Annotated in this window: 14 protein-coding genes; 8 read left to right on the top strand and 6 right to left on the bottom strand. The window is 68.3% G+C overall.

Going from position 1 to position 14,686, the window contains the following annotated elements:
• Window positions 1–12: 12 nt before the first annotated feature.
• Together ABD974_RS15650 and phaZ7 are read right to left on the bottom strand one after the other, a co-directional pair.
• On the bottom strand, window positions 13–870 hold the full coding sequence (locus tag ABD974_RS15650) for a class I SAM-dependent methyltransferase (RefSeq protein ID WP_345304266.1): 858 nt from the start codon (window positions 868–870) through the stop codon (window positions 13–15).
• Window positions 871–995: 125 nt separating this feature from the next.
• Complete coding sequence (gene phaZ7 / locus ABD974_RS15645; protein WP_345304265.1) at window positions 996–2,153, bottom strand: extracellular native short-chain-length polyhydroxyalkanoate depolymerase PhaZ7; 1,158 nt, start codon at window positions 2,151–2,153, stop codon at window positions 996–998.
• A gap of 181 nt (window positions 2,154–2,334) precedes the next feature.
• Between phaZ7 and ABD974_RS15640 the strand changes: the two genes are divergently transcribed.
• Together ABD974_RS15640 and ABD974_RS15635 are read left to right on the top strand one after the other, a co-directional pair.
• Window positions 2,335–3,465, top strand: a complete 1,131-nt coding sequence (locus ABD974_RS15640; protein ID WP_345304264.1) for a DUF7832 domain-containing protein — start codon at window positions 2,335–2,337, stop codon at window positions 3,463–3,465.
• Window positions 3,466–3,626: 161 nt separating this feature from the next.
• Entirely contained in the window at window positions 3,627–5,117 is a 1,491-nt protein-coding gene (locus ABD974_RS15635; protein WP_345304263.1) for a hypothetical protein, read from the top strand.
• 48 nt (window positions 5,118–5,165) lie between these two features.
• Here the strand turns inward: ABD974_RS15635 and ABD974_RS15630 are convergent, their stop codons facing one another.
• The 3 genes from ABD974_RS15630 to ABD974_RS15620 all read right to left on the bottom strand — a co-directional run bounded on the left by ABD974_RS15630 (window position 5,166) and on the right by ABD974_RS15620 (window position 7,850).
• Complete coding sequence (locus ABD974_RS15630; protein WP_345304262.1) at window positions 5,166–5,924, bottom strand: hypothetical protein; 759 nt, start codon at window positions 5,922–5,924, stop codon at window positions 5,166–5,168.
• On the bottom strand, window positions 5,921–7,456 hold the full coding sequence (locus ABD974_RS15625; protein WP_345304261.1) for a tetratricopeptide repeat protein: 1,536 nt from the start codon (window positions 7,454–7,456) through the stop codon (window positions 5,921–5,923). The genes ABD974_RS15630 and ABD974_RS15625 overlap by 4 nt, the downstream gene beginning before the upstream one ends.
• Before the next feature lie 79 nt (window positions 7,457–7,535).
• Window positions 7,536–7,850, bottom strand: coding sequence for a hypothetical protein (locus ABD974_RS15620; protein WP_345304260.1), 315 nt, complete (start codon window positions 7,848–7,850; stop codon window positions 7,536–7,538).
• A 244-nt stretch (window positions 7,851–8,094) separates the two neighbouring features.
• Here ABD974_RS15620 and ABD974_RS15615 point away from each other — a divergent pair, with 244 nt between their 5' ends.
• Complete coding sequence (locus ABD974_RS15615; RefSeq protein WP_345304259.1) at window positions 8,095–8,952, top strand: PA4780 family RIO1-like protein kinase; 858 nt, start codon at window positions 8,095–8,097, stop codon at window positions 8,950–8,952.
• A 98-nt stretch (window positions 8,953–9,050) separates the two neighbouring features.
• A complete protein-coding gene (locus tag ABD974_RS15610; RefSeq protein WP_345304258.1) occupies window positions 9,051–9,521 on the top strand; it encodes a YehS family protein in 471 nt (156 codons plus the stop codon).
• A gap of 70 nt (window positions 9,522–9,591) precedes the next feature.
• Here the strand turns inward: ABD974_RS15610 and ABD974_RS15605 are convergent, their stop codons facing one another.
• The gene (locus ABD974_RS15605; RefSeq protein WP_345304257.1) at window positions 9,592–10,314 is read right to left on the bottom strand and encodes an rRNA pseudouridine synthase; all 723 of its coding nucleotides are present in this window, start codon (window positions 10,312–10,314) and stop codon (window positions 9,592–9,594) included.
• Window positions 10,315–10,428: 114 nt separating this feature from the next.
• On the opposite strand from ABD974_RS15605, the gene ABD974_RS15600 reads away from it, so the two are divergent.
• The 4 genes from ABD974_RS15600 to ABD974_RS15585 all read left to right on the top strand — a co-directional run bounded on the left by ABD974_RS15600 (window position 10,429) and on the right by ABD974_RS15585 (window position 14,648).
• A complete protein-coding gene (locus ABD974_RS15600) occupies window positions 10,429–11,349 on the top strand; it encodes a M14 family metallopeptidase (RefSeq protein WP_345304256.1) in 921 nt (306 codons plus the stop codon).
• Between the two features lie 38 nt (window positions 11,350–11,387).
• Complete coding sequence (locus ABD974_RS15595) at window positions 11,388–12,101, top strand: hypothetical protein (protein ID WP_345304255.1); 714 nt, start codon at window positions 11,388–11,390, stop codon at window positions 12,099–12,101.
• Between the two features lie 96 nt (window positions 12,102–12,197).
• The gene (locus tag ABD974_RS15590; protein ID WP_345304254.1) at window positions 12,198–12,713 is read left to right on the top strand and encodes a hypothetical protein; all 516 of its coding nucleotides are present in this window, start codon (window positions 12,198–12,200) and stop codon (window positions 12,711–12,713) included.
• Between the two features lie 60 nt (window positions 12,714–12,773).
• Entirely contained in the window at window positions 12,774–14,648 is a 1,875-nt protein-coding gene (locus ABD974_RS15585) for a glycoside hydrolase family protein (protein ID WP_345304253.1), read from the top strand.
• Window positions 14,649–14,686 lie beyond the last annotated feature (38 nt).

Here is a 14,686-nt window from a genome sequence, read left to right as displayed (position 1 = left end):
CGTTCGACGGTTTCAGCGCCGCATCGCCAGCACGCCGTCCAATGCCGGCTCCGCCCTGAATCCGGCCTTTTCAAGTCGCTTCGCGACTTCGCGCGGCACGTCGCGGCCGCTGGTCAGCGCGTTCGGCGTGCCGGTGTAGTGGAACAGGCGTCCGCCGCGGCGCAGCACGCGCGCGAGCTGGTCGTAGAACGCCTGCGAATACAGTTCGCCGGCGATGCCGAAGCGCGGCGGGTCGTGGAGCAGGGCATCCACGGACGCGTCCGGGATCTGCGCGATCGCCTGCGAGACATCGCCATGCGTCAGTTGCAGGCGGCCGCCGTGTTCGGGCGCGTCGGGATCGGGCGACCACGGATTGAGCGTGCGCAGCCAGAGCACGTCGGCATTTTTCTCGAACGACAGGATGCGCGCCGCGCCGGCGTCGAGACAGCAGGCGGCGAAATAGCCGAGGCCGCCGCAGGTATCGAGCACGGTCCTGCCCTGCGGCTGCACCAGCGCGACCTTGCGCCGCGCGTCGTCGATCGGCGAGGCCTTCGCGGTGGGCAGCATCTTGATGCCGTCGATCTCGAAGGTCGGCGCGCCCCATTCGGTGGGCACCAGCTTGATCAGCGCGCCGTCGTAGCGCGAGACCGCCGAGAACGCCTCGCCGTCCCAGTGGTGGATCGTGCGGTCCTTGAGCTTGCCCGGATAGGGATAGCGCTGCCCGCGCCAGGTCCATGCGTCGGCGTCGAGCGACACATCCTCGGTGGAACGGCCGAGATCCAGCGAGCCGCGCCAGGTTGGCGCACCGGCATCGCGTGCGGCGATCAGCGCCTCCGCGAGCGGGCGGGTGAGCAGCGGGCCTGGTTTGTGCGGGCCTGGTTCGTGCGGCATGACGGGCGAAGCTCGGGACGGGCGAGCAGAGTACCGGTTGCGCCGTCGGCATGCGCGCCGCCGGCGGGCATGGGCCCGTGCGGCGGCGAGGTCTTCCGGTGGGGACGTTCCCCGCGGATCTCGGGTCAGCGGTTGAATGCGGGTCCGTTCACGCCCGCATACCCGCTGGCGCAGCCGGTGGTGCAGGTGGTCGCGAGCATGTTGTAGACGATCCGTCCGGCGTTGGTCTTCGAGCGAAAATGGCCGACGCCGCTGCTGGTGTCGCCGCCGCCGGCGTTGTACGGACTGCCGTCGGCCCAGTCCCAGTCGTAGGCGTAGGCGCTGCTGCCGAAGCCGATGTCCACCTGCGCCTTCACGTTCGTGCCGGCGTTGAACAGCGCGCCGTTGCTGCAGCCGCTGCTGTAGCTGGTGGTGAAGCAGTGGACCTGGTCGTAGAGGCCGGCGGTGATCGTGTAGAAACCGATGCCGGTGTAGCTCGCCGGGGTCGCGCGCAGGCTGGTGCTGCCGCTGCCGGTCCAGCGGTTGTAGCCGTAGAAGCTCACGCCGGTGCTGGGGTAGTAGCCGAAGGTGTAGTAGTCGTAGGGCCAGACGTAGGCCTCGGCGTTGCAGGTGGGCGCGTAGGGCGACTGGTAGCCGGTGGCGTAGCAGGTGTTGAGCCCGCGCAGGCCGCCGCCGATGTTGATAAAGCGGCGCACGCTGCCCTGGTAGCCGTAGTAACGCACCATCGCCAGCGCCATGCTCGATCCCATCGAGTGCGCGACGATGTCCACCTGGCTGCGGCCGGTGTGGGTCTTCACCGCGTCGATGAAGGTCTTGAGGATCTGGTACTTCGCCGGGCTGTGATAGTTGTTCTGCGGCGACCCGCGCTCGCTGGCGTCGAGATAGGTCACGCCGAACAGTTCGCAGTCCTTGTAGCCGCGCGACTTGAGTTCGTCGTAGATCGAGTACGTCGGCGTGGCGTAGCCGCTGACGGCGCCGGGCGGCATGTCGAAGCTGATCGCGCTGTCGCCGTTGCCGTGGATGTAGACCACCGGCGTGCGCGTGGGCGTGCAGGCGGCGGCGCCGCCGAACCCGCCGCTGCCGACGCCCGGATTGAAGCCGCCGGCGTACTGCGTGGCGGTGCCGGTGCAGGTGAAGCCGTTGTTGGTGCCGCAGTCCAGCGCCTGCGCGCGGCCGGGCAGCAGCAGGGCTGCGGTGCCCAGCACGGGCAGGGCGAGCGCGAACAGGGCGGTGGATGCGGTGGACAACAGAGCCGGAATGACGCGGAGCGTGCGGCGGTGCATGGGTATCCTCCCCGGAGAGTCGGTGCGACAGATGCGAAGACCGATCTTCCGAGCATGCGCCCGGGTCGCAGGGGCAGCCATTGCACGAAAGGGCATGATGCGGTGCGTCATGCCGGCGGCGATGGTGATGGCTGTCGCAGTGTCGGGGCTATACTCGCGCGTCCCCATGCGCAGACGGTCCATGAAGTACGACGACGCCGAGTATTACTTCCTCGATTTCGAAACCGATCTGCCGAACGAGAACGGCGGGCGGCACATCGGGCTGTTCCTGGAATGGGCGATCCGGCGCGGACTGGCGAACGACGAGCTGATGGCAGAGGCCGATGCCCTGCGCAGCGGGCAGACCACCGGCCTCGACCTGCTGTTCGACCATTGCGACGGCAAGCTGTTCGACGACGACCTCAACGAAGAGGGCAATGCGTTCGCGGCCGATGTCTACGAGCGTTTCCACATGGCCGATTTCATCGCGGCGATGAACCTGAAGCCGAACGCTTCGGTCGACGAGATCTTCGGCGCGGAACTGACCGCGCAGCGGCATGCGCGGGTGCTGTGGCAACTGGATCGCCGCTATTCCGACTGGCGGCGAACATTCGGCCTGCCCGACAGGCAGACGCTGCTCGACCGCTGCCTCGACACGCTCCAGCCCGCGATCGAAGCCGCCGGATTCCGGCGCGTGGAGGCCAGCGTCCTGGGCTCGCACGAAGTGCATGCCACTTTCGAGCGACGCGGCCCGTGGGGCTATCAGCGACTGGGCATCGTGGCGGTCGACAATCCGGAATGGTTCTACGGCGTGCGCGTCGAATGCAGCGTGCACATCAACGGCTTTTACGATCTGCTGTGCGCCGAGAAGGAGCTGGACCTGGGCCTCGGCGTCAGCGCGCTGCAGAATTCGGCCGAGATCCCGTTCGCGCGCGTGGCGGAGGGATGGTCGGGGCCGATGAACGACTACGGCGCGAACGACTGCGGTTTCTGGATCTTCCGCGAAGACGACATCGCGCCGCTGGTCGCGTGGCTGGTGCCGCGCCTGCGCGATTTCGTGCTGCCGCTGCTGCGCGATCTCGATGGTGTCGATGCGCTGGCGCTCGCCTACGGGACCCGACCGATGTCGGCGTCGCCGATCTACCGTTCCCATGACCCCTATGCGGCGCTGCTCTCGGCCGAGCGGGCCAGGCATCCGCGGCTCGGCGCGATGCTCGACGACACCGAGGCGATGATCCGCGGGCTTCCGCCGCGCATGCAGAGCCAGAATCAGCGCGGCGCGATCGATCTCATCGCGCGCATCCGCCAGCGCGCGAAGGGCTGGATCGGTTGACGCGCTGCAGCGTGCGGTCGCGATGACCGCAGGCGTTCCCGGGGCATGCGCCGGAGATGCGGGGCCCGGGGACGATTGACCCTGTCGCAGCGGCCATGCTGTGATGCGTCCGGGGCGACCGCATCCGCCGCAGTCGCACGACTCCGAAAAGGATTTGGAAGATGACCCATGCCACCCGAGCCGGGCGCATCGCCCGCGCCGCCGTCGTTCTGACGCTCGCCTGGACCGCGCATGCCGCAGCGCAGCAGACGTTGACGCCGATCAACTACATCTCGGCGTCGCCGCAGTCCTCCGGTGTGTTCGTGACCGCCAACTACAACGGCCAGTGCCCGTCGCGCCCGATCCGCGCGCAGTTGTTCCTGGTGTCCGGCGGCGTCGCCACCTATCAGTCCACCTGCTTCATCAACCCCGCGTGGAACAGCTACGACAACAGCACCATCGCCGATGCGAACGTCGGCTTCTGCCCCTATCGCGTGCCCAGGACCCAGAATCCCGCGAACACGACCCTGCTGCGGCTGTGGCGTTCGACCGCCGATTGCAACCTGTATGCCGATCAGGCCGGACGGCTCGATCCAGGCGCCTATCAGGACGTATGGGTGAACGGCTATTCGCCTTCGACCTACTTCTACGGGCTCAACGCCGGCAGCCTGATCACCGTCGACAAACCCGCGTATCGGCTGAAGATGGATCGCAACGGCGGCGCCACCTACGAGTTCTACAGCAAGCGCGCCCGTCTCAACGGCGTGCCGTTCGAGGCCAATGCGCTGTTGCCGGACGTGGGCGCCGCGCTGCAGGTGGCGCTGCATCACAACATCCAGAACGGCGGCGGCATCGGCATCGGCAGTTGCGATCCCGGGCAGGGCTACTGGAACCCGACCCAGGCCGGCAATTTCTGCGCGTCGGGCGGCGGCCTCGGCGCCGCGCAGCCGGCGGCCTCGGTGATCTGCGACGGCGTCAACGCCCCGGCCTGCACCACGGCGAACGCCAGCGTCCAGCTCGGCGCCCAGGTCGTGCGCAACTGGGACTACGGCACGCAGTATCCAGGGCCGGTGAATCCCGGAGACACCCTGCGGCTGTCGCAGACCCTCACCGCCACCGACCACTACGCGATGTACGACGTCACCATCACCCATGTCGGCACCGGCACGAGGACGGGCGCGTTCATCGAAATGCCGACGTTCTATTTCAACGGCGACTACCGGCGCTGGACGGTGTCGCGCGGCGGTACGAGGATCGTGCATACCGTGCCGGACCGGCTCGGCAACCTGCCGCTCACGCCGCAGCAGCTGGGCCTGACCCTGGCGGACTTCAATCCGAACGATCGCTTCAACCACGAGGACGTGTCCTGGGTCGGTTTTGAGAACGTCCGCGGCACCACCAGCGATGCGTACACGATCGCGTGGTTCTACAAGCCCGTGTTCCGCGCCGATGTGGCGCATCCGCGCTATGCCTACACCATCAGCGAGACCGAGGTGTATCGCAACATCAAGTTCTCGAACGTACCGACGTTCAATCTGGCGCCGGGCAAGGCCTATCCGTTCCGTTACGTGGTGTTTCCGTACCGTCACGATGCGGTGATCTCCGGGCCCTACGGCGCGAACATCACCGTCGAGGAGACCATCGCGCGGATGAAGGCGGATTACGAACGCTGATCGGCGTCCACACGGGCGGTAGCGTCGGTCACGCTGTCGCGCGGTCGATCAGGCGAGGCAATGTTCGGTCGCGCGCGTGGTCCCGACGTCGGCTTCGAGCGTTCGGAGCCGCGCATCGAGCATCCGCCAGCGCGGCGTACCGCGCCGCGCCAGCACCGTGGCGGAATGCGCGCGGAAGCCGGCATCGCCGATACGCAGGTCCGGCAGGTCGATGCCTGGGTAGAGTGTTTGCAGCGCGCTGGCGAGCGCGTCTTCGCCGCGCATGAGCGCATCGAAGTCGATCTCCACCGCGGCCGGTTCCGACAGGGCGTCGCGGGCCTGCAGCAGACCCGACAGCAGGCGGTCGATGTCGTGTTCGCCGGTCGCCGCGGCGCGCGCGGGATAGCGCCAGCCCGCTTCCAGCATCGACCACGCGACATCCGCGAGCGGGCGCCGCACGCGCAGCACGCGCGGCGCATGTCCACGCATCTGTGCCTGCGCGAGCCAGCGTGCGCAGACGAACGGCTGCACCACGTCCTTGTAGGCGCGGCCGTGCGGCTGCACGACATCGTCGAGGAATCGCGTCCAGTGTTCGAAACGCGCGACCTCGTGCGCGGTCGTGAAGCGATCGCCGTCGTCCTCGCGCGCGAGCATGCGCCAGCGCCCGCTGTTGAGGATCTCGCCGGCGCTGGTCCACACCGGAGCGGCCAGCGACAGCGCCGAGCGCGCGCGTTCGAAGATCGCGGTCGACAGCGACCGCGGCAGGGCGACGACGAACAGCGACGGCGTCGTCGATCCGGCAGCGGAGTCGTCGGGCATCGCGTTCATGTCGGCACCGCGTCGCGGCGTGCGGCCAGTGCGGCAAGATCCCGACGCACCTGCAGCAGCGGCGTGGACCAGTCGCCGGGCGTCGTCTGCCGATACAGGCGCATCGACGGATACCACGGCGAGTCGTCGCGCCCGCATTGCCAGCGCCAGTCGCAGGGCGTCGACAGCAGGGTCCAGACCGGATGCCCGAGCGCGCCGCACAGGTGCGCCATCGCGGTATCGACGGTGATCACCAGATCCATCGCCCGGACGATCGCCGCGGTCTGCGCGAAATCGCCCAGCATCGGCGCGAGATCGACGATCGGCCAGTCCTGCGCACGCACCACCGCGCTGGCGTCGGCGCCGAACTGCAGGCTGTGCAGCGCGACCTGCGGAACGTCCGACAGCGCGCGCAGCTGCGGCAGCGGGCAATCGCGTCGCGTCGCCGCGGGATGATCGGCACGGCTGGCGAACACCACGCCGACGCGCAGGCCGCCCGCGTCGGCGGGCAATCGCGCCGCGTCCGCAGATGGCGTGTCCACGGACAGATAGGGTGCGCGCGGGATGTCCGGCACGGTGGTGCGCAGGGCATGCGGCAGGCTCAGCAGCGGGATCTGCAGATCGAAGCCCGCGGGGACTTCGCCTTCGTCGACGAAGCGCTCGACCGCGCCCAGCGAAGCCAGCAGCGGTTGCAGCACCCGTGGCGCCTGCAGCCAGACCCGCCCGCCCGCGGCGGCGATCGCCGGCAGATAGCGGCAGAACTGCAGTTGATCGCCGAGCCCCTGTTCCAGCCAGACCATCACGATCTCGCCCCGCAGCGGGCGGCCATCCCACACCGGCGCATCGGTGCCGGGATAGGCCGGCACCTGTCCGCCGTGGCCGAAGCGCCAGTCGTAATCGCGCCAGCCGTCCGCATGGTCGCCGTGCTGCAGCCGCGTTTCCGCGAGCGCGACCCGCGCCGCCGCATCGGCGGGATCGCGCGTCGTCGCGTCGAGCAGCAGCGCGATCGCATCGGCGGTGCGGCCGCGATCGCGCCACAGCCGCGCCAGATTCAGCCGCGGGGCATTCCACGGTCCCGCGCAGGCGACTGCGCGTTCGAGCGCGGCCGTCGCCTTCAGGGAATCGACGCCTTCCAGCAGACAACCGAGGCGATTGAGCGCCTGCGCCCAGTCGTCGCGCAGGGCCACGGCCGTGGCCGCGGCGTCGATCGCCTGCGCATGATCGCCGGTCCGGTGCAGCAGGCCAGCGAGCCGATGCCATCCTTCCGCCGATCGCGGCGCATGGGCGACGAAACCGCGCAGCGCGGCGATGGCGTCCATCGTCGCGCCGGTCGCTTCCAGCAGATCGGCGAGCGCCGATGCGAGCGGCCAGCAGGCGGGGGACTCCTGCAGGTGCGGTTGGATCGTCGCGATGGCGTCGTCCCATCTGCCCGCGCGCGCCAGCGAGGCGGCCGTGGCCAACACCTCGGGCGCAGGCGATGCATCGGCGGCGCGCGCATCCGGGGGAAGAGCGCTCGCCGGCACGATGGTCGACCGTTGTGGATCGGCAGTCATGGGGGACATCGATGCGGCGACTGGGGCGGAGGAAGGCCGACATCGCCGACCTTCCCGCCCGTCGTCGGGGCCGACCGGCTTACTTCTGGTTCGCGAAGACGAAGGTCTGCGGATGATTCGGGCCGGCCGGGAAGGCCATCCAGAACGTCACCATCGCGTCGTTGCTGTCCACCATCACCGGCTGGGCCTGGTACGAATGGTTCACGTAGCCCAGGGTCACCTTGTACGGGCCGTTGCCGGTCGCGGTGGCGTCGATGCTCTGGTAATGGCCCGCGGCGACTTCGCCGCTCAGCGTGCTCTTGGAGCCGCTGACGCTGTAGGAAATGGCGCGGAAGTTGAATTCGACGAGCTGGTTGGACGTGACCTGGCCGTCCGCGATCGAATTGATGATCATGAAAACGCTCCCTGTTGATCCGGCGCTGGGAAGAATCGGGGCGCGCGACCCGGAATCGCCCCGCGCTGGATGATACGCGCCGCGTTTTGCGTCTGGCGCAGATGGCAGCCTGTTACAACTGACAGGTGTCGCCGCATGCCCGTCCGTGTTTCGCATGTGCGGGCGTCTCGCCGCTGCACGGCGGTTCCTGCGAGAATATGCGCCCGGTCCGGGCGTTCGCGCCGCGACCTTCGTCCAGGCATTCATGAAGACCCCCACCGCGCTGCAGGCGCTGATCGACGACGGCGTGATCGACGAGGTCCTGCGTCCCCTCAAGAGCGGCAAGGAAGCGGCGGTCTACGTGGTCCGCAGCGGCGACGACGTGCGCTGCGCGAAGGTCTACAAGGACATGGCGCAGCGCAGTTTCCAGCAGCGCGTGCAGTATCAGGAAGGCCGCAAGGTCCGCGGCAGCCGTGAGGCCCGCGCGATCGGCAAGGCCACGAAATACGGCCGGAAGCAGCAGGAGACGGCCTGGAAGAACGCCGAGGTCGATGCCCTCTATCTGCTGCGCGACGCCGGCGTGCGCGTGCCCGAGCCGTACGGCTACTACCACGGCGTCCTCGTGATGGAACTGGTGACCGACGCCGACGGCTTCTCGGCCCCGCGACTGGGCGAAGTCGAACTGACGCCTGAACAGGCGCGCGAATTCCACGCCGTGCTGATGCGCCAGGTCGTGCGCATGCTGTGCTGCGGCCTGATCCACGGCGACCTGTCGCAGTACAACGTGCTGGTCGGACCGGACGGCCCCATCGTCATCGATTTTCCGCAGGTGGTCAGCGCCGCCGGCAACAACGCCGCGCGGCGGATGCTGCTGCGCGACGTCAACAACCTCACCGCGAGCCTCGGGCGCTCGGCGCCGGAGCTGCTCGAGACCTGGTACGGCGAGGAGATGTGGGCGATCTTCGAAGCCGGCGCGCTGCTGCCGGACACCCCGTTGACCGGTGCATTAGAGCACGACGAACGCGAGGCCGATCTCGACAGCGTCCGCGACGCGATCAACGACGCGCGCCAGGAAGCGCTGATCCGGCAGCAGGGACGCGAGGCCGCGGCGCAGGACGATTGATCCGGCGCCGCCCGGCGCATGTACAGTGTCCGGTACGCTCCAGGCGTGTCGAACCTCCGAACCTTTGAACTTCCGACCTCAGGCGTGCCCCGTACTCCATGATCAACAACGATGTGCTGCGCAGCATCCGCTACATGCTCGATCTGGGCGACGGCAAGGTCGTCGCGATCGCGAAGCTGGTGGACCCCGCCTTGCCGTTCGAAAAGGAAGAGGTGCGGGATTTCGTGCGCAGGGAAGACGATCCCGAGTACGTGGCCTGCAGTGATCGCGTCCTCGCGCACTTCCTCGATGGGCTGGTGATCCACTGCCGCGGCCGCAACGACAGCCTGCCGCCGCGGCCGGTGCCGACGCGCATCACCAACAATCTTGTGTTGAAGAAGTTGCGCGTCGCGTTCGAACTGAAAGACGTCGATCTGCATGCGATCTTCGCCGCGGCCGGTTTCCCGATCTCGAAACCCGAGCTGAGCGCACTGTTCCGCCAGCCCGGACATCACAATTACCGGGCCTGCGGCGACCAGCTGCTGCGCAATTTCCTCAAGGGCCTGACCCTGCGCATCCGCGGCGAGTGAGCGGATGCCGGCGGGCTCGGGTCGAACGTCGGCGTCGCGGGCATCGGCGCGTTCGTTCCCGGTGACGCGGTCAGAACTTCTCGCCCACCGGCAGGTAACGCCATTCGCCCACCGGCAGCTTGCCCAGCGGAATCCGGCCGATGCGCAGGCGCCGCATCGCGACCACCCGCAGCCCCACCTGCGCGCACATGTCGCGGACCTGCCCGGGCTGCACGGCCTTGATCGCGAAACGCAGCCGGAATTCGTTCTGCCAGCTGACCTTGCACGGCGGCAGCGCCTGTCCGCGGAAACTGAGGCCGTGGTTCAGGCGGTTCAGGCCGTAGGGCGCGATCTCGCCGTCGACCTCGACGACGTATTCGTGTTCGATCTGCTCGGCATCCTCGGTCAGCCGCCGCCACACGCGGCCGTCCTGGGTCAGCACCATCAGGCCGCTGGCCTCGGTGTCGAGCGGCACCAGCGGGGTCAGCCGCACGAAATGCCGCTGCAGCAGGCGCAGGCCGCTGGGATCGTCCGCCCAGCGCGAGGCCGGTGCGACCAGCGCGGCGGCCGGTTTCCGGCCGCCGATCGCGTCGAATCCCACCGGCTTGTGCAGCAGCACGGTCGCGGGTTCCGGCGTTTCCAGCACCGCGGCAGGATCGAGTTCGACGCGCTCGGTCGAGACCATCCGCTGCGGCGATTCGACGATGACGCCGTCCACCGACACCCAGCCGCCTTCGATGTAGCGCTCGGCATCGCCGCGCGAGCAGCGCGCGAGTTCTGACACGCGCCGGGAGAGTCGGATGGGTTCGGACATGGGCGGCCTCGGTCGGGGCGGTTACTGTGCACGAGAATCGCGGAAAAGGGGCGGGTTGGCGCATCGCGGCAGTACACTGCGCGCTTCCAGTACCGACCAGCAGCGAGCGACGCGATGAACGACACGGCCTCCTACCCGATCGGCACGCCAGGCCAGCCCTGGGGCCCCGCCGAAGTCCAGGCATGGCGCGCGCGGCAGGTCCGCCATCGCAGTTACGAGACCGACGTGGTGCGCGCGATCGAAGGTCTGCACGAACGCTTCGACGTGATCGAGTACGGCCGCCTGGAATACCCGCCGGATTTGTATCCGCTGTTCGCGATCCGCAGCCGCGACTGGAACGATGCGCTGCCGTGCATGCTGGTCACCGGCGGCGTCCACGGCTACGAGACCAGCGGCGTCCACGGCGCGCTGCGCTTCGTCGACCTGCACGCGGCGGACTATGCCGGCCGCGCGAACCTGCTGGTCGCGCCCTGCATCAGCCCATGGGCCTACGAGCGCATCCATCGCTGGAATCACGACGCGATCGATCCGAACCGTTCGTTCCGCGAGCCCAGCCCGGCGCAAGAGTCTGCGGCGCTGATGCGGCTGGTCGCGCCGCTGCGCGACCGCATCCTCATGCACATCGATCTGCACGAGACCACCGATACCGACGAATCCGAATTCCGGCCGGCGCTGGCCGCGCGCGACGGCAAACCCTTCGAGCCCGGCACGATTCCCGACGGGTTCTATCTGGTCGACGACACCGAACGTCCGCAGCCGGCGTTCCAGCAGGCGATCATCGCGGCGGTCGAACGGGTGACCCATATCGCGCCCGCCGACGAACGCGGCGAGATCATCGGTTCCACCGTCGTCGCGCCGGGCGTCATCCGCTATCCGCTGGCCGCGCTCGGCCTGTGCGCCGGCATGACCGGCGCGCGCTACGTCACCACCACCGAGGTCTATCCCGACAGCCCGCGCGCCACGCCCGAGCAGTGCAACGCCGCGCAGGCCGCGGCGGTGTGCGCGGCGATCGACCACGCGCTGGCGCATTCCTGATCGACCCTGCGCAGCCCCCGCACACGCAGGAGGTCCCCATGCGCGGTCTCGATTTCAGTTCCTGGCAATCGATGCTCTCGACGCTGGCCGCACTGGCGGCGATCACCCTGATCGGCGTCGGCATCCGCCTGATCGTGATGCAGACGGTGCAGCAGCGGCGTGAGCGCGAAAACCGCCAGATCAACGAGCGTCTGCGCACGCTGATCGCGGCCTACAAGACGCTCGGCGGTTCGTTCACCGGCGATCTCGCGGTCGATCCCACCCACCTGCGCGACCTGCGCCGGCGCGGCGTTTCCGCCGATGCCGGCATGGTCGTGGACGATGCCCTCGAACGCGATGCGAACAGTTCCGACCGCTCGCGGCGCATCCGCGATGCGGTCGAAGCGGCATTGTCGGACATCCTGCTGCTCGGCACCGACGAACAGGTGCGGCTCGCCGCGCGCGCGGCGACCGAACTGGCCGAAGGCCGCCCGGTGCGCACCGCCGAACTGGTGGTCTCGCTGCGCGACTTCATCCGCCGCGTGCTCGATCTGGAACCGGTGCCGGCTGATCTGTCGATTCCGATGCAGGGACCGACGCGCCCGCCCGGCGGCGCGAAAGGCAAGGGCGAGAGCGGCGGCCGCGACGGCCAGGGCGGCGGTGCTCGCAGCGGTGGCGGTGGTGGCGCCATGGGCGCGGGCGGCGGTGCCGCCGCCGGCATCGGCGTCGGCGGCATGCTCGCGGACAACGACGAGCGCACGCCCGCTCCCTGAACGGACGCGCGTGTACCGCCCCGCGGCGACGGGTTGACCCGTTCCGCCGCCTTCCGTAGCGTTGGACGGTCGAATCGTCGACAGGGAGTGCGTCGCATGACTTTCCGGTACCTGTTCGCTGCACTTTGTCTATCGGCCTCGTTCTGTCTGATGACGCCCAGACCCTTGCAAGCGGCCAAGCCCGCGTTCGACGGCGCCTGGTCCGTACGCTTTTGCGACAAGGCGGCCCCGTCACGCGATTGCGGTGGTTTCTGGTTGTATCTGGTGCAGGACGGCGACCGTCTATGCGGAGACTTCTATGCTGCTACGCCCGGACTTTCGCGAGTCGACGAAGGCGGCGGACGCTGGGTGCTCGGCGTCTCCACCGGCAATGTCGCCAGCGTCGTCATCGAGAGCACGCGAAACAACGCCACTTATCTGGCGACTGCGCAGAAGAAAGGTGGCCGTCTCGAATGGCGCCTCATTGGCCCGATCGAAGCTGGTTCGATGCAGGAGGCGCCAGTTATCCCCCTTAAAGCGACCATGATGCGCGATACGGGCGCGACATCGTCCGAGCGGATGCGTCAGATCAGGGATGCACCCTGCGCGTGGCCGAGTGACGCCGAAGGATGATTTGCATCGGCTGCGTTGCCGCGTCTCGCATGCCGCGCCACCAGAGGAAAGGAGAATCCAATGCCGATTGACTATCATGATCTTGCCGACCAGGAATATCGCCGTCGCGCCAGTATCCTGATCCAGAATTTCGAGGGTTACCGGGCTGCGCCCTATGACGCCAACGACAACATGGCGACGATCGGCTTCGGTTACACCTTCAACCGCGCCAACAACGTCGAACTTTGGGACCGGGCAGGCGTCCAGCTTTCGCCGGCAGAGCGTCGGCAACTGGCCGCCATCGACGCGGCGCCGCCGGAGCAGCGTACGGCGATGGGACTCGCGTTCCCGGTGCAGATCACTCGCGAAGAAGCCCGCAGCCTGCTGGAGAATGCCAGTCTGCCCCGTTATGAGGGTCCGGCCGACAACTTGGGTTTGCCTTCATCGGATGAGCGCGCAGCCGTTGTATCAGTGACCTACAACCGCGGCACTGGTCGGATGGCGACTCACATGCAGGGATTCAACGACGCAATCGCTGATGGCGACCGCGCCGAAGCTTGGTACCAGCTCCGTTACAACAGCCGCGGCACGAACCCGGACCCCGACGTTGAGTTCGGCTTGCGTGCGCGCAGAAACATGGAAGCGCAGGCCTTCGGACTGTACGACGATCCGCGGAATGTCACTGCTGAAGAAGCGCGCAGCGTCTATCGCATGTTCCAATTGCACCGGGACGATATCCAGCAGAACGAACGCAACTGGGGCGTCGATTTCGATGGTACGCAGGCGGCACGGAACCGCAACGCGATAGCGCAGGCCAACGGAAACTGGCCTGATCTCGTCCAGGAATACGGCCGGGTACCGACCATCGCCGCTGCCTTGGAGCCCGCGCGTCAGCGCCTGCTGACCGATCTGCGGGCGGAGCATCCTGATCTTGCAGACCGCTTGCGCGACCAGGACTTTGCTACCACAGCGATCTATCTCGACCCCGGGCGCGATCTGCGGGCCGGAAATGGTTTGCGTGCGGATCAGCGCAATAACACCACCCAGGACGTCGATCCCGATCACGCCGCCACCATCGATTCGCGGCGCACCACCCGCGGCAACAATCCGCGCGAGATCGACAGCAACGACCTGCTGATCGGCGAGGGCGGCAACGACACCCTGCGCGCCCATCGCGGCGACGACATCCTGATCGGCGGCGCCGGTCGCGATCGCATGGAAGGCGGCGTCGGTCGCGACACCTACGTCGTCGGCGCCGGCGATACCGTGATGGACAGCGACGGCCGCGGCGAACTGCGCTGGAACGGCCGCGTGCTCACCGGCGGCACCCGCACCGACGCCGATCCGGCGAACACCTGGCGCAGCGCGGACGGCAACGACACCTATGCCTTGAACGGCAGCACCCTGACGATCACCAATCGTCAGGGCGAATCGATGCAGGTCGAGAACTACGCCCGCGGCGATCTCGGCCTGCGCCTGCAGGACCCGCCCGCGCGCGCGACGCCCGGCAACGGCGACGCACGGCCCGAGGATCGCGCCGGCCAGGCGCAGGACCCGCTGTCGATCGAACGCCTGAGCCCGCAGGACCGCGCGCTGTACGATCGCATGCACGCGGCGGTGCAGGCCCGCGGCGGCTACACCGCGGAACAGGCGCAGAACATCGCCGCCGCCGGCCTCGCCGAATATCACCGGCGCGACAGTCTCGTGCGCGAACCGCAGGAGGTCGGGATCTACGGCGACCGCCTGTTCACCGCCTATTTTCCGAACGGACAGGGCCGCGAACCGAACTTCCATGCCAACGTTCGCCTGGACGACGTCGCCAACACCCCGGCGCGCGAAAGCCTGCAGCAGATCGACGCGCAGAACCGCGAACGCGCGATCGCGGCCCCGACGCAGCAGCAGGATCCGCAGAACCAAAGGCAGGATCAGGAGGGGCCGACGCGCGGCGGTCGCTGACGGATGCGGGCGGGATGATCCTGTTCGCGGCCCGATGC

This window comes from Lysobacter hankyongensis (assembly GCF_039543145.1).
Lineage (GTDB): Bacteria > Pseudomonadota > Gammaproteobacteria > Xanthomonadales > Xanthomonadaceae > Lysobacter_I > Lysobacter_I hankyongensis.
Note: the sequence above shows the minus strand (reverse complement) of the source record. Positions and strands in the feature narration are given on the sequence as shown.